The organism is Vermiculatibacterium agrestimuris, assembly GCF_943193085.1.
GTDB lineage: Bacteria > Bacillota > Clostridia > Oscillospirales > Oscillospiraceae > Vermiculatibacterium > Vermiculatibacterium agrestimuris.
In genome coordinates, this window is the sequence record NZ_CALPCU010000008.1 from 22,724 (window position 1) to 43,259 (window position 20,536).

A 20,536-nucleotide genomic window follows, 5' to 3' on the forward strand; every position below is an offset into this window, starting at 1 on the left:
CGTCCCCGCTACATATCGAAAAAGGTCAGCTGGGTGTCATAGGGCCCCTTCGCCGCTGAAACGATCCTCCTCATCTCATAGAACACTCCCCGCTCTTTACACCGCCGCGAAAAGGCCGCCCAGAGCTCCCTGGCCCTTGGGCTGGGACATTCGTACCGCTCCCCATATTGCTTTTCATACCGCTGACGCAGCCCCGGAAAGCTCTGGTCAAGCTGTTGGTAATAATATGCCTTCTGCCGGTCTCGCAGGGTCATGCCGAAGGCCGGATAGATGAACCTTCCTCCCGCATCAGCCACAGCGTCCACCACCGCCAGCACGTTCTCCACGCTGTCGGTCAAAAAGGGCAGCACCGGCATGAACACCGCCCCCGCAAATATCCCGCTTTGGGACAAGCCCGCTATGGCCTTCAATCGGGCGGAAGGACTGGGAGCCCCAGGCTCCAGTATAGCCGCCAGGCCCTCGTCCACCGTGGTCACCGTCAGCTTGCAGATTACCGGCGCCCGCTGCCGGATATCGGTATATAGGTCGGCGTCCCGCAAAATCAGATCGGACTTGGTACATACCGCTACGCCGCACTCATAGGCATGAATGAGCATCAGCGCCCGCCTGGTCAATTGAAGCTCTTTCTCAAATGGGTTATAGGGATCGGACATGGAGCCCATGCCGATAAACGCCGGTCGGATCTTCCGCCGCAGTTCGTTGCGCAGCAGCTCCAAGGCCCCCGATTTTTCCTTCACGGTGTTAAACGTCTCGTCTCCATAACATTCACTACGGCTGTCGCAGTAGATGCAGCCGTGGCTGCAGCCCCGATACAGATTCATAGTGTGGTCGGTGCCGAACCAGGCGGTGGACTTGTTCCGGGTCAGGATATGCTTGGCTGGGGTCTGCTCCATGTTCTCCCTCCTTTCCTCTCATTGTATCACACTCTTTTTCCATCGAACAGTCCTAATTGAATTTTGTGAAGAAATATCTTTCTTTTTATATAAAGATATAGTATGATATTTCCAGCGTTTTGAAATTAAGGAGGTTTCATCATGCAAAAAAAGAAGCTGAACCTGTCGATCAAGATCCTCATCGGCCTGGCCATCGGCATTGTCGTCGGCTTGTTCCTCCCCGCCGAGATCGCAAATACCTGGATCAAGCCCTTTGGCACCCTGTTCCTGAACCTCATTAAGATGGTGGTCGTGCCCCTGGTGTTCGCCTCTATCGTGGTGGGCACCTGCGGCCTCAATGACGCCCGCTCTCTGGGCCGTCTGGGGGGCAAGACCATCCTGTACTACCTGTGTACTACCGCCTTGGCCGTCACCATCGGTCTGGTGTGCGCCAACCTCTTCCCCGTGGGCCGGAATCTGGCCTTTGAAATGGAGGCCCTCTCCGCCAGCGAGCCTCAGAGCGTGGTAGATACTCTGCTGAACATCGTCCCCACCAACCCCATCGACGCGCTGGCTAAGGGCAATATGCTCCAGATCATCTTCTTCGCCATCGCCCTGGGCGTCGGCATCCTGATGTGCGGCGAGAAGGGCAAGCCCCTCCAGGACGGTGTCAACTCCCTGGCGGAGGCCATGTATGCTCTCACCAGCTCCATTATGAAGCTGGCCCCCATCGCCGTATTTGCCCTGGTGTGTCCCGTGGTGGCGGTGAACGGCCCCAAGAGCCTTCTTCCCATGCTGGGCCTCATCCTCTCGGTCTACGGCGCCTGTATCTTCCACGCCGTGGTGGTCTATTCCGCCACTGTGGGCGGATTTGCCCACATCAGCCCCGTCCGCTTCTTCAAGGAGGCCGCTCCCGCCATGGTCTTCGCCTTCTCCTCCGCCTCCTCTGCGGCCACCATTCCCTTCTCCATGGAATCCAGCGAGCGTATGGGCGTGCCCCAGTCGGTGCGCTCCTTCGTGCTCCCCCTGGGCGCCACCATCAACATGGACGGCACCGCCATCTACCAGGGCGTATGCGCGCTGTTCATCGCCAACGCCTACGGCGTGAGCCTTACCCTGAGCCAGCAGCTGACCATCATCCTCACCTGCACCCTGGCCTCCATCGGCACCGCCGGCGTCCCCGGCGCGGGCGCGGTGATGCTGACCATGGTTCTCTCCTCCGTGGGCCTGCCCGCCGAGGGTCTGGCCATGGGCATGGTGCTGGGCATTGACCGCATCCTGGATATGGCCCGTACCTGCGTGAACATCACTGGCGACATCGCCTGTTCCGTAGTGGTAGCCGCCTCGGAAAAGCAGCTGGAGCCCACCTCCAACCGATAACCCTACATCAATCAAAAGAGGCCCGGAACCACATGGTTCCGGGCTTCTTTTTGTACTTATTTCCGAATCTGTATGAGCTGCTCCAGCTCCGCCGTCATCCCGCAGTTCTCCCAGTGCGTCATGTCCGTGGAGCGGTAGAGAGTGGAAGCAAGCTCCGGGTTGAACATCCCCTGGTCATAAATGTGGTACTCCCCGCTCTCGTCGCTGTGATAATGGGTGATCCCCTGGTATGTGGTTCCGTCGGAATTGGCCACCTAGGCATAATAGACGCCGTCCTGATACCCTACGCCCTCCACCAGCCGGCCGAAGTCGTACTCCCTGACGCTCCGGAAGTCCTCATCCAGAAGATAGACCTTCGTGTTGCCCTCGTACCACTGTCCGCCGCTCATGCCCATCATGCCGTGGCGGGCCTCCGCCGCCTCCCGGCAGAAGAGATACCCCTCCCCTGCCCAGGCAAAGGCGTAGTCCACGTAGTTGTAGCCACCGGTGGGCATCTCTGGCCGAAGGCCCTCCACCTCCCGCCAGGAGAGGCCGTCCTCCGAGGCCCACAGCTCCAGGGTCTTTGTATCCTTAACCAGGAAGGTCTTGCCATTGTAGGGAAGGATCTGTATGCCGCTGCTCCAGGGCACGTTTTCCACCCACGTCCATTCTCCGCTCCCGGCGGTATCCCGCCGCAAAAGCTGGGCGTCGGACTGATTGAGGAGATAGACCCGATGGGCGCTCAGGCCCAGCGCCACCGTGCCGTTATCGGCCAGGGGCTCGATCTCCCGGAACTTCACGCTGAGATTTTCCAGGCACCAGTCCAGAGAGGAGATGGGATAGGGCATCACATAGGCCCTCCCCAACAGGTCATAGGTCGCCAGCATCACCGTGTCGTTGGGGCCGTACCAGGCCTGGAGCTCGCCTATCGCCACCCCCGTGCCACGGAACAGGTCGCCCATGTGGGGCAGCAGCACCCCGGTGTCCACGGACTGGCCCATCAGGTAGACCTCCGTACCCACCAGCTCAAAATGGTAGGGCCCCAGCTCACAGGCGTATGGGGACTTGGCCAGGCGCCACTCTATCGGCTCCCCCTTGGCCCAGTGAATGCCATCGGCGGAGACCATCTGGTCAGCCCCGGCGGCGACCCGGAACTCGCTGCCGTTCCACTCGCCGGCGGTGACCGCCCACAGGTCGTAAGGCTCACAGCGGTTCCAGGTCACTCCGTCCGAAGACCACACCAGCTGCTGCTCGTTGCCGTACTCGGCCCAGCCGTAGTAGTTGCCCTGGCTCCAGTCGCCGTTATACATGTTCTTCGCTTCCCGCACCCCCACTGTCACCGTCCCGTTGGTGCACAGCACCCGCACCGGGGTGGGCACGGCTCTTTCCATGGCCTTTGCCAGCTCCCCGGCGGAGTAGTCCTTGGAGAAGGCGGCCTTGGTGCTCCAGATATCCCGGGCCTCTACCCGAAGCCCGCCATTATCCAGGGGATAGACCGCCGCGTCGAACACCAGCCCCAGCCGCTGGGCCGCCGCGCGTACCTCAGGCAGTTCGGCATAGCTTCCGCCGCCATCCAGAGAAAGGAAAAAGCCTCCCGTCTGCCCGGCAGTCTCCAAATAGCTCCCGCCTCCGGCGTTTTCCAGGTACCAATAGTACTCCGGCTCCCTCTCCGCAGCAAAGGCCGGACAGAGGCAGACGCACAGCAGCAGGGCGAACAGGCCGGTCAAAATCCCCTTTTTCATTTCAGATCCTCCGTTTTCCGTTATTCCGCATGATCTGTTTTATCCTCTTTTCCTGCCTGCTTTCCGTCTCTCCGAAAGGCAAAGAACCGCTGCCCAAAATAATTGAGCACAGTGTAAAGGCCCATGCACACCACCAGCGAGACACTGTTGGCCCACTTCTCCACAAACACCGCTTGGAGCCTCTCGGCCAGCCAGGGCTGAAGCAGCGGATGGGTCACCGCCCAGAGAACAGCCACATTGATGGCAAACTTCACCGCTGAACGGCCCAGCTCCTCCTCCGAGTGGAAGGTAAAGTGGCGGTTGAGGAAAAAGCTCATCACCGCTCCCACCAAAAATCCCGCGGCGGAGGACAGCACAGGCCCCGTCCTGCCCATATCATAAAGAACCAGATTATAAAGGGACAGCTCAATGGCCATGGACACCAGGGTGTTGCCCACCCCTACCAGCAGAAAGCGAAAAAAGCTGTTATGCAGAAGCTTATCCCTCATCGTCCAGCACCTCCCGAATCAGGAACCGGGGCCGGCCCTTGGTCTCCAGATAGATCTTGCCGATATACTCCCCAATGACCCCCAAAGAGAGCAAAATAAGGCCGCCGATGGCCCACACCGAACAGATGACGCTGGCCCACCCCGCCACCGTGAGGCCCATGGCCCACTTGACGATGAAGGTAATGAGCATGACGATGCTCACTGCAAAAATAAGGAAACCCAGAGCCGTGATCATTTTCAGGGGCTTGGTGGACAGGCTGGTGATCCCCTCCATGGCGAAGGCGAGCATCTTTTTCAGGGGGTACTTGCTCTCCCCCGCGAACCGCTCCCCCCGCTCATACTCCACCGTCCCGGCGCGGTAACCCACCATGGGCACCATGCCCCGGAGGAAGAGGTTGACCTCCTTGAACTGACTGAGGCCCTCCAGGGCCCGGCGCGACATGAGCCGGTAGTCGGCGTGGTTGAACACCGTCTCCGCCCCCATCAGATCCATCATCCGGTAAAACCCCTCGGCGGTAAACCGCTTAAAGAAGGTGTCCTTCTTCCGGGATGAGCGGACGCCGTAGACGATGTCGCATCCGGCATAGTACTCCTCCACCATCCGATCCACCGCATCCACGTCGTCCTGAAGGTCGGCGTCCATGGAGATGGCCATGTCGCATTTGTCCTTCGCGGTCATGAGTCCCGCCAGCAGGGCATTCTGATGGCCCCGGTTCCGGGTCAGATCCACCCCGGAAAAGATGGGATCATCCCTGTGGAGGGCAGAGATCAGCTCCCAAGTCCTGTCCCTGGAGCCGTCATTGACAAAGAGGATGCGGCTGTGCTCGCTCACCTTCCCCGCCTGGATCAGGCCCGTCACCTTTTCCTTCAGACGTTTGGAGGTCTCGGGCAGCACCTCCTCCTCGTTGTAGCAGGGCACTACGATATATAAAATTTCCTTCACGGAGACCAGCTCCCTCTTTTGTGTGGTTTTGTCTCTGGTATTATACCATATTATAGACGAAAAAGGGAACCCGCAGGTTCCCTTTTTCCAAGAAATCCTATTCCAATAGCTCCCGCAGCCGGGCCACCGCTTTGCGCTCGATGCGGGAGACCTGCACCTGGCTGACCCCCAGGATCTTGGCGGTCTTGTCCTGGGTAAGACCCCGGAAATACCGCAGCGCCACCACCTGCTTCTCCCGCTCCGGCAGAGCGGCCACCGCCTCCCGCAGGGCCAGCTTCTCCAGCACGCCCTCCTCCATGCCCTCGTCCCCCATGAGCTGTTCCAGGGTGAGGCCGTCTCCCAGATCCATTTGGAGGGAGGACACGGGGGCGTTGGCGGTCTCAGCCGCGGCGATCTCCTCCGGCTCCAGCCCTGTCTCCATCCCCAACTCGGAGAGAGTGGGCTCCCGCCCCAGGGCGCTTTGGAGCCGATCCCTGGCCTGGCGGATGCTGCCGCCCCGCTCCCGAAGGCCCCGGCTCACCTTCACCGCTCCATCGTCCCGGAGGAACCGGCGGATCTCCCCGGCGATCTTGGGCACGGCGTAGGTGGAAAACTGACAGCCAAAGCCGGGATCAAAGCCCCGCACCGCCTTCACGAAGCCCAGGCACCCCAACTGGTAAAGATCTTCCGGGTCTACTCCCCGGCCGAAGTACCGGCGGCACACGCTCCATACCAGGCCGGAGTTCTCCTCCAGCAGCTGGGTACAGGCGCCGTTGTCTCCCTCCCGGGCAGCTTCCAGCAGTGACAGGGCCGACCCGCTCAAGCCTGGAGCCGCCGGGAAATGCGGCGGCGCATGGTCACAGTGGTGCCCTTCCCCGGCACAGAGCGCACCTTCAGCCGATCCATAAAGCTCTCCATAATGGTGAAGCCCATACCGGAGCGCTCATCCCCGCCGGTAGTAAACAGCGGCTTTCTCGCCTTTTCCACATCAGAGATGCCCACCCCGGAATCCTTTACCACGATCTCCAGCGTGTTATCCTCGAACAGCCGCAGACGCAGAGTCACCAGCCCCAGGGCCTCCGGATAGGCATGGACGATACAGTTGGTCACCGCCTCACTGACGGCGGTCTTGATATCGTTGACCTCATCCAGGGTAGGATCTAACTGGGCGGCAAAGCAGGCTGCCGCCGTCCGGGCAAAGCCCTCGTTGGCGCTGCGGCTCAAAAATGTCACTTTCGCTTCATTGACCGGCTTCATATGTATCTCCTCCTTATTCATCCCAGGCGATGAGCTTGTCCACTCCCGCCGCCTTGAGCACCTTGGCCGCCTGCGGCGGCACAGCGCGCAGGGTCATGCTTCCCCCCAGCTGGCGCATCCGCTTCCAGGCGCGCAGCACCACGGCGATGCCAGAGGAATCCATGAAGGTCACGCCCCTCATATCCAGCTCCAGCCGGCCCGGCAGAGCGGCGTCTACCCGGCGGCCAAGCTCACTCATCAACGCCTTCGCGGCATGGTGATCCACCTCACCGGATACGCTGGCGGTGAGCACCCGCCCAACTTCCTCACATTGTACCGGCATATGGCTCCCTCTCTTTCGTTAGACAATAAAAATCGCAGTATACCAAAAATTGGTATACTGCGATTATAGCCTGTCTATTCCGCTTTTTCTGTCAGAATATGGATACGAACTGGGTAAAGACCCATTTATCCCCCACTTTTTGGTAAGGGAACTCATAGAGCTGGGTGCCGGTGACCACCGGCTCCGCAGCCCCCTCAGGCCAGTCCAGCAGCTCCGCCTCCGCCTGGACGGCGCACAGGGCGTCATTCCCCTCCGAGGGCCAGAGGACAGAGAGGACAACACCGCCCTTCGTAATATCGCTGCCTCTCCCGCTTCCCGAGGTATACAGTCCGCCTTCCGGGCCATCGGCAAACATGGCGGATCCGTTTTTCAAAAGCGCATCCACGATCTCGTCGGAAAACAGGGTCTTCAAATAGGCCCGCAGCTCGTCCATGCTGTTCAGGCCGGGGCTGGTGACCCGGTAAAGCGTCACCTCTCCTCCCCGCTCCTCCGCCAGTATGGTGATCTGATCTGCAATGTCAAGCTCAGGCTCCCGGTATCCGGCGAACCAGCCGAACACCTCCGCCGCCTCCCGATAGGCGGCCAGTACCGTCTCGTCGTCCAGCCTGGGCTCCGGGGACGGGGTGGGCTCCGGGCTGGGTTCTGCCGACGGCTCAGGGGTGGGAGTAGGAACCGGCGGTCGGGTGGAAACGCTCTGCGTGGGCTTTGGAGTGGCCACAGGGGCAGGTATGATCGTCGGGGTGGGACGCTCCGTCTCCAGAGGCGTCACAGGTGTGGCGGTGGGTGTGGGAGCTGGGTCGGGCTTAGCCGTGACTGCCGGAGCAGAACTCAGCGCAGGGGGTTCTGTGACAGGCGGAGTCGCCGTCTCAGGGTTCTCCCCACAGCCGCTCAGCCCTATCACAAGGGCGGCGGTCAACAGCGCCAGTATCTTCTTCATGGGCAACGCCCCTCCTTTGGGCGAACGGGTCGGCTTCATGCAGCAGGGCCGCATCTTGTACACTATTTTATCCGCCTGGAACCCAAAGCGCAACTACAACTTTATGACAAAATGTCACAATGTGGCAACAGCCTTTACCCCAGAGAGGCCACAGACTCCTCCAGCCTGGCAATGAGGCCCCGGAGCTCCTCCGCCCGGGAACGCTGTCCCTCCACCACCTGGGCGGGGGCCTTGCTGACAAAGCTGGGGTTATTCAGGCGGCTCTCCAGGCCGGCGAGCTCGTTCTTTCGGGCTGCCAGTTCCTTCTCCAGGCGCTTTTTTTCCTCGGCCAGATCCACCAGCTCCGCCAGGGGCATGAAGATGCGGGCGGCAAAGGTGACCACCTCCACCATGCCCTGCTTGCGCATCTCATCGCTGCCGGCGGCCTCAGCCACGGCGGTCACGGTCACGTCGCTGGCCCAGGCCAGCCGTTTGAGAAGGGGCGCACCCTGCTCGAAGACGGCAGTCTCGGCGGTGGCAATGGTCAGATGGGCCTTCTTGGAGGGGGGCACGTTGAGCTCGGAGCGCTTGCCCCGAATGGCCCGGGTGGCCTCGATGATGAGGTCGACGGCCTTCTCCTCGGCGGGGAAATCCAGCTCCTTCTTCGCCTCCGGCCACTTTTGAAGCATCAGGTAATCCCCCTCGTGGGGCAGGGACTGCCAGATCTCCTCGGTGATGAAGGGCATGAAGGGATGGAGGAGCTTGAGCATTTCGGTGAGCACATAGCACAGCACCTGCTGGGCCTGCTCCTTGGCGCTCTCGTCCTCCCCCTGGAGCCGGGACTTGGTGAACTCGATATACCAATCGCAATAGTCGTCCCAGATGAAATCGTAGACCTTCTGGGCCGCCACACCCAGCTCATAGCTGTCCATATTCTCCGTGACGGCAGGAATGAGGGCGTTGAGCTTGGAGAGGATCCACTTGTCCTCCATGGTCAGCTCCCGGGGAAGCGCCACTTTGCCGATGGTCAGGTTCATCTGTACAAAACGGCTGGCGTTCCAGATCTTGTTGGCAAAGTTCCGCATGGCCTCGCACCGCTCCGGCAGGAAGCGCATATCGTTGCCGGGGGAATTCCCAGTGACCAGGTTGAAGCGCAGGGCGTCGGCACCGTACTGCTCCGCCACCACCAGGGGATCCACGCCGTTGCCCAGACTCTTGGACATCTTCCTGCCCTTGTCGTCCCGCACCAGGCCGTGGATGAGCACGGTGTGGAAGGGAGCCTTCCCCGTGTGCGCACAGCCGGAGAAGATCATCCGGGCCACCCAGAAAAAGATGATGTCGTAGCCGGTGACCAGCACGTCGGTGGGATAGAAGTATTTGAGATCCTCCGTCTGCTCGGGCCAGCCCAGGGTGGAGAAGGGCCACAGGGCGGAGGAGAACCAGGTGTCCAGCACGTCCTCCTCCTGGTGGATGTTGTGGCTGTGGCAGTGGCAGCACTGGGTGGGATCAGTCTCGGAGACGGTGAGCTTGCCGCATTCATCGCAAGTCCAGGCGGGGATGCGGTGGCCCCACCAGAGCTGACGGGAAATGCACCAGTCCCGCACGTTTTCCATCCAGTTGATATAGGTCTTGGAAAACCGGTCGGGGACAAACTTGGTCTCCCCTTCCCTGACCACCCGCAGGGCCTCCTTGGCCAGGGGTTCCATCTTCACGAACCACTGGGCGGAGATGAGGGGCTCCACGTCGCTGTGGCAGCGGTAGCAGGTGCCCACGTTGTGCTGGTGCTCCTCCACCTTGACGAGATAGCCGCCCGCCTCCAGGTCTGCCACGATGGCCTTCCGGGCCTCGTAGCGATCCATGCCGGAGTATTTGCCGTACCCCTCTACCACTTTTCCATTGTCGTCCAGCACCCGGATGGTCTCCAGATTGTGGCGCAGGCCCACCTCAAAATCATTGGGGTCGTGGGCGGGGGTCATCTTCACGCAGCCGGTGCCGAACTCCACGTCCACGTACTCATCCGCCACAATGGGCATCTCCCGGCCCACCAGGGGCAGGATGCACTTTTTGCCCACCATGTCCCGGTACCGCTCGTCATTGGGATTCACCGCCACGCCGGTGTCGCCCAGCATGGTCTCCGGCCGGGTGGTGGCCACGATGACGTACTTGTCCTTCTCTCCCTGGATGGGATAGCGGATATGCCACAGGTTGCCGGGCTTGTCCTTATACTCCACCTCCGCGTCAGACAGCGCGGTGACGCAGTGGGGACACCAGTTGATGATGCGGGAACCCTTGTAGATCAGCCCCTTCTCGTAGAGAGAGACGAACACATGCCGCACCGCCTTGGAAAGGCCCTCGTCCATGGTGAACCGGGCCCGATCCCAGTCGCAGGACACGCCCAGCTTCTTCTGCTGCTCCACGATGCGGGCCCCGTACTTGTGCTTCCACTCCCACACCCGTTCCAGGAACTTCTCCCGGCCCAGGTCGTAGCGGCTGAGCCCCTCGTTCTCCCGCAGGGCCTCCTCCACCTTGATCTGGGTGGCGATGCCCGCGTGGTCGGCGCCGGGGACCCAAAGGGCGGCATAGCCCTCCATCCGCTTGAAGCGGGTCAGGATGTCCTGAAGGGTGCAGTCCATGGCGTGGCCCATGTGGAGCTGGCCCGTCACGTTGGGGGGCGGCATGACGATGGTAAAGGGCTTCTTGTCCGGATCCCGGTGGCCCTGGAAGCATCCGCCCTTCTCCCACATCTCATAAATACGGCCCTCCACCTCTTGGGGCTCATAGGCCTTCGGCAGTTCCTTTCCCATTTCCTCTTCCTCCTTACAGTTTTGCCGGGGCAAGCGTTCTCCCCGTCTTTTCCTCAATAAAGGCGCCGAACCGCTCCGGCGTTCCCTTTAAAAATCCACTTTTAGGCAGGATGTACCCCGATCTGACGTTCAGAAAGAGGACAAAGTACTCTCCACTCTCCGCCAGGGAGACAAAGTCTCTGTAGCCGTGCACCACCCGCCGCTCCCCGGCAGCGGCCACCAGGTTCTCTTCACTGAAAAAGAACGTCTGCTCCAGGCCGCTGGGGGTCTTCCGGCTCACCCGCCAGGTGGTGTAATTATACCACACCGCCCCCAAGGCTACGCACAGGCCGCTGAGCAGAGTACCCAGCATCACGGTGGCATTGGCCCCCGAGGTGGCCACGCCGATGGCGCAGATGGTCAGACCCAGCAGCCCCGCCAGGAAAAGAGCCCCCCGGGTCAAAACCGTCTTTTTCTTCAGCACTGTCCTCCCCGCAATTTTCTGATAATCTACCAGCGTCTTCGCGTCCAGCACGGTCTTCACTTCAAAATCCATTGCACGCGCCTCCTTTACGAAAATAAAAACGCCCCGAGACCGTTCGGTCTCAGGGCGAAGAAGCTCTCCGCGGTACCACCTGAATTTGCGCTCATTCTCCCCTAACGCGGGAAACGGCAGCGCCTACTCTCCCATTCGGCGCCGCGGCTCCAAGGCGACCTTCCGCACCGGGGTCATGAAGCCTTGCACCGTCCGGCTCCTCTCTCCGCTTTCCCCGGGGCGTACTCCTCCCCATCATTGCCTTTGACTGGTAGTATACGCAATTTCCCAAGAAAAGTCAAGCCTTCCCTTCCGTCCCTTTGTTCCTGCGAAGAAAGCTCAGCTTGGTCTCCGAGCACACTACGGCCACAAAAATGAGGGAAAAGCCCGCCAACAGCCGCGCCGTCACCGGGTCGTGATAGAAGACCACGGAAAAGAGCACGCCGAACACCGACTCCAGAGAGAGGATAATAGCCGCTGAGGCCGGGTCAGACCAGACCTGGCCCACATTTTGAAACAGCAGGGCCACAGTGGTGCACATGACGATGAAGTACCCCAACTGGAGCAGGAGATCCCCGTCAATGACCGAGGCCGGGGGCATCTCCTGGAACAAAAACCCGCCGATCCAGGAATAGAGGGCCGCAAAGGCAAACTGGAGCGTGGTCAGCAGATAGATGTCCCTGTCCGGCGACACCTTCGCCACCGCCACGATATGTCCGGCAAAGAGAACCGCCGCCGCCAGCGTCAGCATATCGCCCACAGTGATGGAAAAGCCCTCGTTCAGGGACACCAGCCCCACCCCGGCCACACAGAGAACCGCCGCCAAAAGATTATATATGTCCGGCCGCCGCTTCATCACCAGCCAGTGGAGAAAGGGGACGAGCACGCAGTAGACCGAGGTCAGAAAGGCGCTTTTGGACGGGGTGGTCTGGGTCAGGCCAAAGGTCTGAACGGAATAGGCGGCAAAGAGAAAGCCGCCTATGACAGCTCCTCTCCACAGGTAATCCCCGGTAAATCCCCTCCATTTCTTCCAGCAGAAAAGCCCCAGCAGGACGGCTCCTCCGGTAAAACGGAGGGCAAGGAGAAAGAAGGTGGGGATCACGTCTACCGCCCCCTTCATCATGAAGAAGGAGGAGCCCCAGATAAGGGCCGCCGCGAACAGCATAGGCTTTGCCAGCCGGCGCATCATTGTTTCACTGACCATTGTCACAACTCCTTGAATATGATATCATAATAGACGAAGTGGGGTGAAAATGTGGACAAGCTCACACAGGACTTCTATGCCCGGGACACCCTTGTGGTGGCACGGGAACTGCTGGGAAAACACCTGATCCGGGTCATAGACGGTGTCCCCACCGCTCTGCGCATCACCGAGACCGAGGCTTACATCGGCCGGGTGGACAAGGCCTGCCACGCCTACAACTATAAACGCACCAAGCGTACCGAGACCCTCTTCGCCCCGCCGGGGACGGCCTATATCTACCTCATTTACGGCATGTACCACTGTCTCAACTTTGTCACCGAGGCGGAAAACGAGCCCGCCGCCGTCCTCCTCCGGGCCGGCGAAGCGGTAAGTGAGAGCGACGAGCGGATCATGTCTGTCAGGCGTTTTCACTGTACGCCGGCGGAAATGTCCTTCTATCAAAGGAAAAATTTCCTCAATGGCCCCGGCAAGCTCTGTAAAGCCCTTTCCCTTACAAAAGAGCAGAACGGCCTTTCTCTGCTGGGGGATGCGCTTTATGTTGTGGATGTCGGAGAAAGGCCCAAATCCATTCACGTCAGCAAGCGTATCGGCATCGACTACGCCGAGGAGGCCGTAGATTTTCCCTGGAGGTTCTATTTATGACGCCTGACATGATCTTCTTCGACCTGGACGGCACTCTGATCGACTCCAACGGGGTGTGGCTCCAGGTGGATCACGACTTTCTGGGCCGCCGGGGCCTTCAGGTAACGGAGGAATACCAATATGTGGTGGGCCACTCCATCTTCCCTGTGGCCGCCCAGTTTACCAAGGAATACTACCATCTCCCCGACGATCCCCAAACCATCATGGATGAGTGGCAGGCCATGGCCAGGAATGCTTACGCCCATACGATCCCCCTAAAGTCCGGGGCGCGTGAGCTGTTGGATAAGCTCCAGGCAGAGGGCCGCCCCATGGCCCTTCTCACCGCCGGTCTGCCCGCCCTGGCCATGGCGGCGGTGGAGCGGCACGGACTGGAGCGGTATTTCTGCGGCCTCTTCTTCGCCCAGGAGGCGGGTCTGGAAAAACGGGATCCCCAGGTCTACCGCATGGCGGCAGAGCGGTTCGCCGTACCCTGTCAAGGCTGCGTCCTTCTGGAGGACGCCCCCCACAACTGTGCTGCCGCTGCCTCTGTGGGCTTCCAAGTGGTGGGCGTCTACGACGATTTTTACGCCAAACAGTGGGAGGACATCCGAAAAAGCTGTCATCTGGCGGTAAAGAGTCTCACCGAGCTTCTGTGAACCGTTACAGGAACGCTCTTCCCCCGGGAAGAGCGTTCCTTCATTTTACAGCTTTTCCATGTACTGCTCCGCCGAGCGAAGCATCAGCTTCTTGGTGCCCACATTGTCGAAGGCCACCTCGATCAGGGCGTCACCCCCCATGGGGGTCAGGGTGAGGATCATGCCCTTGCCAAAGGCCTTGTGCAGCACCATCTCCCCCTTGTGGAAGTCGGGCAGGGGCGGCTGGGCCGCCCGGACGATCTTCCGCTTGGGCGCGGGCTTTCGGGGCGCAGCGGGGGTGCGGCCGCTCTGGGCCCAGCCGCCGATCTTCCGGTCGCTGACGTCCCGGCGTTCATAGCTCCTGCCGCCGTAAGGGGGCGAAAAGCTGTCCGCCTCGTCCTCCTCCCACTGGTCGTAGCCAAAGCTCCGTCTGACGCCGGTGCGCTCCTCCACCTGCCAGGCCCCGGCGCTCATGGGACTCCTTCCCGAGCGCTCCACCCGCTCCTCCGGGATCTCTCCCAAAAAGCGGGAGGGCAGGTTGGCAGAGGTGCGGCCGTAGAGCATCCGCTGATGGGCGCTGGTCATGTACAGCCGCTCCTTGGCCCGGGTCATCGCCACATAGCACAGCCGCCGCTCCTCCTCCATCTCCTCAGGGTCGCCAATGGAGCGGATACCGGGGAAGATCCCCTCCTCTACCCCCACCACAAAGACCACGGGGAACTCCAGTCCCTTGGCCGAGTGCATGGTCATCATCACCACGCTCTCCTCATTGGGATCGTGGTTATCCAGGTCGGTGTAGAGGGCGATCTCATCCAAAAAGCCCGCCAGAGACGGCTCGACGGCGTTGTCCAGATAGCTCTGGATAGAGGACTTTACCTCTCGCACGTTCTCCAGCCGGGTGCGATCCTCCACCGTGTCCTTGGCCTCCAGGGCGATGGCATAGCCGCTGTCAGCGCACACTACGTCGTAGAAATCGGTGAGCTCCAGCTCCTCCGCCTGCTCCTGCAGCTTGCGAATGAGCTCGCAGAAGGCGGCCAGCTTCCCCGCCGCCTTCTGAAGGTCTGGGTACTGCCTGGCCTCCGAGATGATCTCCCACAAAGAGCGGCCATATTGAACGGCCAGGGCCTGGGCGGTATCGATGGTCTTTTGACCGATTCCCCGGGGGGGATTGTTGATGATGCGCTGCAGGCGCAGGTCATCGCCGGGATTATTCACCACGCAGAGGTAGGAGAGCATATCCTTCACCTCCGCCCGGTCAAAGAACCGGGTGCCGCCGATGATGCGGTAGGGCACGCCGTTGCGCTTGAAGGCCATTTCCAGCTCGCGGGACTGGGCGTTCATCCGGTAGAGGACGGCGAAGTCCTTCCAGTGCCGCCCCCCGGAGTAGCCCGATAAGATCTCCGCCGCCACATACCGGGCCTCATCATCCTGATCCATGGCGGTGTACAGCTGGAGCTTGTCCCCCGCCCCTTTTTCCGTCCACAGCTCCTTACCCTTGCGGCCCTGGTTGTTCTGAATGACCTTATTGGCCGCCTCCAGGATGTTCTGAGTGGAGCGGTAGTTCTGCTCCAGCCGGATGGTGCGGCAGGCGGGATACTCCTTCTCAAAGGAGAGGATGTTCTCAATGGTAGCCCCCCGGAACCGGTAGATGGACTGGTCGTCGTCGCCCACCACGCAAAGATTCTCATAGCCTCCCGCCAGCAGTGAGGAGAGCTGGTATTGCAGATTGTTGGTGTCCTGATACTCGTCCACCAGCACATAACGGAACTTCCGCTGGTAATAGCTTCGCACCCCCTCGTCCTGACGGAGGAGGAGCACCGTGCGCAGGATCAGATCGTCAAAGTCCAGCGCGTCGGCGGCCTTGAGCCGTTTTTCATACTCGGTGTAGATCTCCGCCATGCGCATGAGTCTCCGGTCGCCCATCTTGGCGCACTGGGCGGCGTAATCCGGGGCCAGCTGCATAGCGTCCTTGGCCCGGGAGATGTACCCCAGCACGGTCTTGGGCGGAAATGCCTTGTCGTCGATGTTCAGGGATTTGATCACATCCTTCACCACCCGCTCCGAGTCAGCGGTGTCATAGATGGTAAAGGAGGTAGAATACCCCAGCTTATCGATATCCCGCCGCAGGATACGGGCGCAGCAGGAGTGGAAGGTAGACGCCCACACATCGCCCGCCGAGGCGCCCAGCATCCTGGAAAGCCGCTCCTTCAGCTCTCCGGCGGCCTTGTTGGTAAAGGTGATGGCCAAAATCGACCAGGGAGCGGCAGGCTCATAGCGGCACAGCGCCTCCGCCCGGGCCCTCCCCTGCTCTGAAGGCTGGGCGGCATAGCCCTCCAAAAAGGCCAGATCCTCCTCGGTAACCTGATCCGGAGCCATATCGCAGTCGGAGCCCTTTCCGTATTTGATGAGATTGGCCACCCGGTGGATGAGCACGGTGGTCTTTCCGCTCCCCGCCCCCGCCAGAAGCAGCAGCGGCCCCTCGGTAGAGAGCACCGCCCGCCGCTGCTCCGGATTCAAGTGGAGGAACTCCCCCTCGATGACCTTTCTCCTGGCCTTGCAAAATCTCAGCTCCTGCGCAGTATCCAGCATAATTTCTCTCCGTTCTCATGTTTTCACAGCTTGTCCGTTTTTATCTCAAAACAGCATGATCTGACTGGTCTCCGGCATCTCGTCAAAGGCGCCGGCCGCCTTGAGCTGTTCGATATGGGTCTTGGAGACCTTGGGGCAGGCGTCGGAAAATTCCTCAACGGACACAAATTCCTTCCCCACCCGCTGCTCCACAATGGATTGGGCCGCCGTCTCTCCCAGGCCGGGAATAGAGGTGAAGGGCGGGAGCAGGGTATCCTCTCCCTCTATCACGAATTCCACCGCCCCCGACCGGTATAGGTCTACCGTCTGGAATTTGAAGCCCCGCAGGTAGAACTCATAAACGACCTCCAGCGTCGTGTAGGTATCCTCCTCCACGGCGGTGGCCTTCTTCTCGTCCATCTTGGCCTTAATGCGCTTCATATTCTCCTTCACCGTCTCCATCCCCCGGCACATAATGGTGGCGTCGAAGGCCTTGGCCCGAATGGAGAAGAACGCGGCATAGAAGGCCAGAGGCCGGTGCACCTTGAACCAGGCGATGCGGAAGGCCATCATCACGTAGGCCACCGCATGGGCCTTGGGGAAGAGGTAACCGATCTTGGCCAGGGAGTCGATGTACCAATCCGGCACATTGTGCGCCCGCATATCCTCCGCCCAACCCGGTTCAAAGCCGTTCTTCTTTACCTTGCCCTTTCGTACCGCCTCCATGATCTTAAAGGCCACCTTCGGCTCCATTCCGCATTGGATCAGATAGAGCATGATGTCGTCACGGCAGCCCACCGTCTCCAGAACTGTGGCGGTGCCGTCCAGGATCAGATCCCTGGCGTTGCCCGCCCACACGTCGGTGCCGTGGGAAAAGCCGGAGAGCCGAACCAGGGTGTTAAAGTCCTGGGGCTGGGTGTCCACCAGCATCTGCCGGGTAAAGCGGGTATTGAACTCCGGGATGGCCACAGCCCCCGTCGGCCCCAAAACAGGGTCGTCCACATACCCCAGCTTCTCCGAGGAGGTAAACAGGCTCATGGTGTCCGCGTCGTCCAGAGAGATATCCGTCCGGGCGTTGACCCCCGTCAGATCCTCCAGCATGCGGATCATGGTGGGGTCATCGTGGCCCAGCATATCCAGCTTCAGCAAATTGGACTCCATAGAGTGGTATTCAAAATGGGTGGTGATGATGTCGGTGTTGGGGTCGTCGGCGGGGTGCTGAACGGGGCAGAAGTCATAGATCTCCCTGTCCTGGGGAATGACCACCATGCCGCCGGGGTGCTGGCCCGTGGTGCGCTTGACCCCGGTACAGCCCAGAGCCAGCCGGTTCTCCTCCGCCCCCGTGGCGTGCATTTCCCGCTTTTCCATGTACTTTTTTACATAGCCATAGGCGGTCTTCTCCGCCACGGTGCCGATGGTGCCCGCCCGGAAGACGTGGCTGTCCCCAAACAGTTCAAAGGTATACCGGTGGGCCTTGGCCTGATATTCGCCGGAAAAGTTCAGGTCGATATCGGGCACTTTCTCGCCGGAAAAGCCCAGGAAGGTCTCAAAGGGGATGTCAAATCCATCCTTCACATAGGGCGTGCCGCACACCGGGCACACCGCGTCGGGCATATCCGTGCCGCAGCCGTAGTGATTGACTCTGCCGAAATCAAAGTCGACGTGCTTACACTTGGGACAGCGGTAGTGGGCGGGCAGTGAGTTGACCTCCGTGATGCCGGAGAGGAACGCCACAATGGAGGAGCCTACCGAACCACGGGAGCCCACCAGGTAGCCGTGCTCCAGGGAATTCTGCACCAGCTTCTGGGCGGACATATAGATGACGTCGTACTTGCGCCGGATAATACCGGGCAGCTCCAGGTCGATACGGGCCTGCACCACCTGGGGAAGTTCCTCCCCATACAGCTTGTGAGCCTTGTCATAGACCAGCTTTTCCAACTCCTGGGCGGAATTTTCCAGCTTGGGGGCAAACAGTCCCTGGGGCAGGGGATCGATGCGTTCACACCAGTCTGCGATCATATTGGGGTCGCGAATGACCACCCGGCGGCAGTCCTCGGTGCCCAGATAGGCGAACTCCTCCAGCATCTCATTGGTGGTCTTGAAATAGATGGGCAGCGGCTTGTCACAGTCCTCAAAGCCCTTCGTATCCAGCAGGATGTGGCGGTAGGCCTCCTCCTCCGGATCCAGAAAGTGGACGTCTCCCGTGGCGCACACCGGCTTGTCCAGTTCCTTGCCCAGGGCCAGGATGGTGCGGTTGAATTCCTTCAGATCCTCGATGGTGTTGGCCACCGGCCGGCCGGTGCGCTTGTCGGGCTGAAGGAGGAAGAGATTGTTGCAGATGGGCTGGATCTCCAGAAAATCGTACCAGGAGGCGATGCGCTTGAGCTCCTCCCAGTCCTTTCCCTGGCTCACCGCGGTGTAGAGCTCTCCCGCCTCGCAGGCGGAGCCCAGGATGAGCCCCTCCCGGTACTTCTCGATCTCGCTTTTGGGCATGATGGGATAGCGCTTATAGTGCTTGAGGAAGGAATCGGAGATGAGCCGGTAGAGATTGCGCAGGCCCAGCTGATTCTTGGCGATGACGATGAGGTGCTTGGGCTGACGCTTGGCCTTTCCCTTGCCCCGCAGGGCGGTCATGGCGGGGTTGATATCCTGAAGGGTATGTACGCCCATGTCGCGGAGCATCTGGAAGAAGGGCGGCAGCATATAACCCACCGTGGCGGCGTCGTCGCTGGCCCGGTGGTGGTTGAACATAGGCAGGTTCAGCCGGTCGGCCACCGCATCCAGTTTATGCTTAGACAGGTCGGGCAGCAGGTTCTGGGCCAGGATGAGGGAGTCGATCCACGGGTTTGGCAGCTCCCGCCCCATCCGCTGGCAGGCAGCGGCGATGAAGCCCATATCGAATTCGGCGTTGTGGGCCGCCAGCGGCCGGTTTCCGGCAAAGTCCAAAAAGGCGTTCACCGCCTCCTCCTGACTGGGGGCTCCAATGAGCATCTTATCGGTAATGCCGGTGAGCTCTACGATCTCCCGGGGCAGAGTGCGCTCAGGGCTTACGAAGGTGTTGAACCGCTCGCAGACCTCCCCGTTTCGAAGCACCACCGCGCCGATTTCGATGATGACGTCATCCCGCTTGCTCAGGCCCGTGGTTTCAATATCAAAGCAGACGATCTCTCCTCGGAAATCCTGTTTGGGTGCTCCGTGTATCGCCACCCGGTCGTCCACATCGTTGAGGAAATAGGCCTCAACGCCATAGAGCACCTTGATATCCTTGGCAGCGTGCCAAGCCTCAGGGAAGGACTGGGCCACCCCGTGGTCGGTGATGGCAATGGCCCGATGCCCCCAGTCCTCTGCCCGTTTCACCGCCGCCTTGGTGGGGGTGAGGGCGTCCATAGCGGACATGGTGGTATGGAGGTGGAGCTCCACCCGCTTTTCCCAGCCGGCGGAGTCCACCCGTTTCTCCTTTTTGGTCTCCATAACGGCATAGGGCTCCAGCACCATGTCCTTGAGGTAGCTATCGTAGTTGATCTTGCCCTGAATGACAAGGGTCTGCCCCTCCCGCACGCCATTGACCAGGCTCTTTGCCTCCTCCGCCAGACAGAATTTGTTGATCCGGATGGAGCCGGTGTAGTCGGTAATGTCGAAGCTCACCACCCAGGCTCCACGCTTTTTCAGCTCCCGGTGGTTGACGAAGAACACGTCTCCCTTGACGATGACGGCGCCCATATCCAGGTTAAGATTTCTCATCTCCACCGCTTCGCCCTTGATCTCCCGGCGGCCATAGATGAGCTTGCCCCCGCTCTTGCCGGAGCCCTTCTTCTCTCCTCCCTTGCCGGAGGAGGACTTGCGCAGAGCCGCCAGGGTCTGGCGGCGAATGGCCTCGGTACGCTGGAAGGCGTCCATGCCCTCTGTCTCCTCCGCGGGCGGCTCCGGCGTGGGCAGCTCCTCCGGCGGAGGCTCCGGCAGGGGGGGCTGCTCCTCTGCCGCGGAAGGTTCTCCTCCGGCGCTTTCCTCCCACAGCAGCTCCAGCTCCACCTTGGCCACACCATAGGCGGCGGCCAGCTCAGCCTGCACCCGCTGGCTCAGCTCGTGGAAGACCGGCCGGTCACAGTTGGCCTTGATGCGAATGGTGCGGGCGGCCTTGTCCACCACCGCCTTCTCCACCCGCCAATTCACCACCTGCACCAGCACGTCCCGCTCCGGACGGTAGGCACTGAACAATTTCAAAAATGAGGGGAATTCCTGTGCCATGCTCTCAAACTCCTTGGTAAAAGGGCCTCGCGCGCCCTAAAATTCATCCCTTCGCTCCCCTTCGGCC

17 protein-coding genes and 1 other annotated feature are annotated in these 20,536 nt (G+C 60.7%); of the genes, 3 read left to right on the plus strand and 14 right to left on the minus strand.

What is annotated here, in order from left to right; genetic code table 11:
- Positions 1-8: 8 nt before the first annotated feature.
- Positions 9-893, minus strand: coding sequence for an SPL family radical SAM protein (locus NFR87_RS04030; protein WP_251446734.1), 885 nt, complete (start codon positions 891-893; stop codon positions 9-11).
- 141 nt (positions 894-1,034) lie between these two features.
- Here NFR87_RS04030 and NFR87_RS04035 point away from each other — a divergent pair, with 141 nt between their 5' ends.
- On the plus strand, positions 1,035-2,252 hold the full coding sequence (locus tag NFR87_RS04035; protein WP_251446737.1) for a dicarboxylate/amino acid:cation symporter: 1,218 nt from the start codon (positions 1,035-1,037) through the stop codon (positions 2,250-2,252).
- A 56-nt stretch (positions 2,253-2,308) separates the two neighbouring features.
- Here NFR87_RS04035 and NFR87_RS04040 read toward each other — a convergent pair whose 3' ends face one another.
- The 11 genes from NFR87_RS04040 to NFR87_RS04090 all read right to left on the minus strand — a co-directional run bounded on the left by NFR87_RS04040 (position 2,309) and on the right by NFR87_RS04090 (position 12,400).
- A complete protein-coding gene (locus NFR87_RS04040) occupies positions 2,309-2,506 on the minus strand; it encodes a hypothetical protein (protein ID WP_251446740.1) in 198 nt (65 codons plus the stop codon).
- On the minus strand, positions 2,507-3,973 hold the full coding sequence (locus NFR87_RS04045) for a hypothetical protein (protein ID WP_251446743.1): 1,467 nt from the start codon (positions 3,971-3,973) through the stop codon (positions 2,507-2,509).
- Positions 3,974-3,993: 20 nt separating this feature from the next.
- Positions 3,994-4,461 carry a GtrA family protein gene (locus NFR87_RS04050; RefSeq protein WP_251446745.1) on the minus strand — a complete coding sequence of 156 codons (468 nt, stop codon included), beginning with the start codon at positions 4,459-4,461 and terminating at the stop codon, positions 3,994-3,996.
- Complete coding sequence (locus NFR87_RS04055; RefSeq protein ID WP_251446748.1) at positions 4,451-5,404, minus strand: glycosyltransferase family 2 protein; 954 nt, start codon at positions 5,402-5,404, stop codon at positions 4,451-4,453. The genes NFR87_RS04050 and NFR87_RS04055 overlap by 11 nt, the downstream gene beginning before the upstream one ends.
- 97 nt (positions 5,405-5,501) lie before the next feature.
- A complete protein-coding gene (locus tag NFR87_RS04060) occupies positions 5,502-6,206 on the minus strand; it encodes a sigma-70 family RNA polymerase sigma factor (RefSeq protein ID WP_251446751.1) in 705 nt (234 codons plus the stop codon).
- Positions 6,203-6,640 carry an anti-sigma F factor gene (gene spoIIAB, locus NFR87_RS04065; RefSeq protein WP_251446755.1) on the minus strand — a complete coding sequence of 146 codons (438 nt, stop codon included), beginning with the start codon at positions 6,638-6,640 and terminating at the stop codon, positions 6,203-6,205. The genes NFR87_RS04060 and spoIIAB overlap by 4 nt, the downstream gene beginning before the upstream one ends.
- A gap of 13 nt (positions 6,641-6,653) precedes the next feature.
- The gene (locus NFR87_RS04070; RefSeq protein WP_251446759.1) at positions 6,654-6,962 is read right to left on the minus strand and encodes an STAS domain-containing protein; all 309 of its coding nucleotides are present in this window, start codon (positions 6,960-6,962) and stop codon (positions 6,654-6,656) included.
- A 91-nt stretch (positions 6,963-7,053) separates the two neighbouring features.
- The gene (locus NFR87_RS04075) at positions 7,054-7,899 is read right to left on the minus strand and encodes an acid shock protein (protein WP_251446763.1); all 846 of its coding nucleotides are present in this window, start codon (positions 7,897-7,899) and stop codon (positions 7,054-7,056) included.
- Between the two features lie 134 nt (positions 7,900-8,033).
- Complete coding sequence (locus tag NFR87_RS04080) at positions 8,034-10,682, minus strand: valine--tRNA ligase (RefSeq protein WP_251446766.1); 2,649 nt, start codon at positions 10,680-10,682, stop codon at positions 8,034-8,036.
- 13 nt (positions 10,683-10,695) lie between these two features.
- Complete coding sequence (locus NFR87_RS04085) at positions 10,696-11,217, minus strand: YcxB family protein (protein ID WP_251446769.1); 522 nt, start codon at positions 11,215-11,217, stop codon at positions 10,696-10,698.
- 47 nt (positions 11,218-11,264) lie between these two features.
- Positions 11,265-11,464, minus strand: a binding site (T-box leader).
- A 30-nt stretch (positions 11,465-11,494) separates the two neighbouring features.
- The gene (locus NFR87_RS04090; RefSeq protein WP_251446772.1) at positions 11,495-12,400 is read right to left on the minus strand and encodes a DMT family transporter; all 906 of its coding nucleotides are present in this window, start codon (positions 12,398-12,400) and stop codon (positions 11,495-11,497) included.
- Between the two features lie 51 nt (positions 12,401-12,451).
- Between NFR87_RS04090 and NFR87_RS04095 the strand changes: the two genes are divergently transcribed.
- Together NFR87_RS04095 and NFR87_RS04100 are read left to right on the plus strand one after the other, a co-directional pair.
- Entirely contained in the window at positions 12,452-13,042 is a 591-nt protein-coding gene (locus tag NFR87_RS04095; RefSeq protein WP_251446775.1) for a DNA-3-methyladenine glycosylase, read from the plus strand.
- Entirely contained in the window at positions 13,039-13,677 is a 639-nt protein-coding gene (locus NFR87_RS04100; protein WP_251446778.1) for an HAD family hydrolase, read from the plus strand. The genes NFR87_RS04095 and NFR87_RS04100 overlap by 4 nt, the downstream gene beginning before the upstream one ends.
- A 45-nt stretch (positions 13,678-13,722) precedes the next feature.
- On the opposite strand, the gene NFR87_RS04105 is transcribed toward NFR87_RS04100, so the two are convergent.
- Together NFR87_RS04105 and NFR87_RS04110 are read right to left on the minus strand one after the other, a co-directional pair.
- Positions 13,723-16,245 (minus strand): ATP-dependent helicase, encoded by a 2,523-nt coding sequence (locus NFR87_RS04105; protein WP_251446782.1) that lies wholly within the window; start codon positions 16,243-16,245, stop codon positions 13,723-13,725.
- A 45-nt stretch (positions 16,246-16,290) separates the two neighbouring features.
- Entirely contained in the window at positions 16,291-20,469 is a 4,179-nt protein-coding gene (locus NFR87_RS04110) for a PolC-type DNA polymerase III (RefSeq protein WP_251446785.1), read from the minus strand.
- Positions 20,470-20,536 lie beyond the last annotated feature (67 nt).

Bases quoted from the DNA above. Each gene is read 5' to 3' on its own strand.
- NFR87_RS04080 (WP_251446766.1), bottom strand. From the start codon at position 10,682: ATGGGAAAGGAACTGCCGAAGGCCTATGAGCCCCAAGAGGTGGAGGGC.
- NFR87_RS04100 (WP_251446778.1), top strand. From the start codon at position 13,039: ATGACGCCTGACATGATCTTCTTCGACCTGGACGGCACTCTGATCGAC.
- NFR87_RS04070 (WP_251446759.1), bottom strand. From the start codon at position 6,962: ATGCCGGTACAATGTGAGGAAGTTGGGCGGGTGCTCACCGCCAGCGTA.
- spoIIAB (WP_251446755.1), bottom strand. From the start codon at position 6,640: ATGAAGCCGGTCAATGAAGCGAAAGTGACATTTTTGAGCCGCAGCGCC.
- NFR87_RS04030 (WP_251446734.1), bottom strand. From the start codon at position 893: ATGGAGCAGACCCCAGCCAAGCATATCCTGACCCGGAACAAGTCCACC.
- NFR87_RS04090 (WP_251446772.1), bottom strand. From the start codon at position 12,400: ATGGTCAGTGAAACAATGATGCGCCGGCTGGCAAAGCCTATGCTGTTC.
- NFR87_RS04045 (WP_251446743.1), bottom strand. From the start codon at position 3,973: ATGAAAAAGGGGATTTTGACCGGCCTGTTCGCCCTGCTGCTGTGCGTC.
- NFR87_RS04050 (WP_251446745.1), bottom strand. From the start codon at position 4,461: ATGAGGGATAAGCTTCTGCATAACAGCTTTTTTCGCTTTCTGCTGGTA.
- NFR87_RS04110 (WP_251446785.1), bottom strand. From the start codon at position 20,469: ATGGCACAGGAATTCCCCTCATTTTTGAAATTGTTCAGTGCCTACCGT.
- NFR87_RS04085 (WP_251446769.1), bottom strand. From the start codon at position 11,217: ATGGATTTTGAAGTGAAGACCGTGCTGGACGCGAAGACGCTGGTAGAT.
- NFR87_RS04075 (WP_251446763.1), bottom strand. From the start codon at position 7,899: ATGAAGAAGATACTGGCGCTGTTGACCGCCGCCCTTGTGATAGGGCTG.
- NFR87_RS04105 (WP_251446782.1), bottom strand. From the start codon at position 16,245: ATGCTGGATACTGCGCAGGAGCTGAGATTTTGCAAGGCCAGGAGAAAG.
- NFR87_RS04035 (WP_251446737.1), top strand. From the start codon at position 1,035: ATGCAAAAAAAGAAGCTGAACCTGTCGATCAAGATCCTCATCGGCCTG.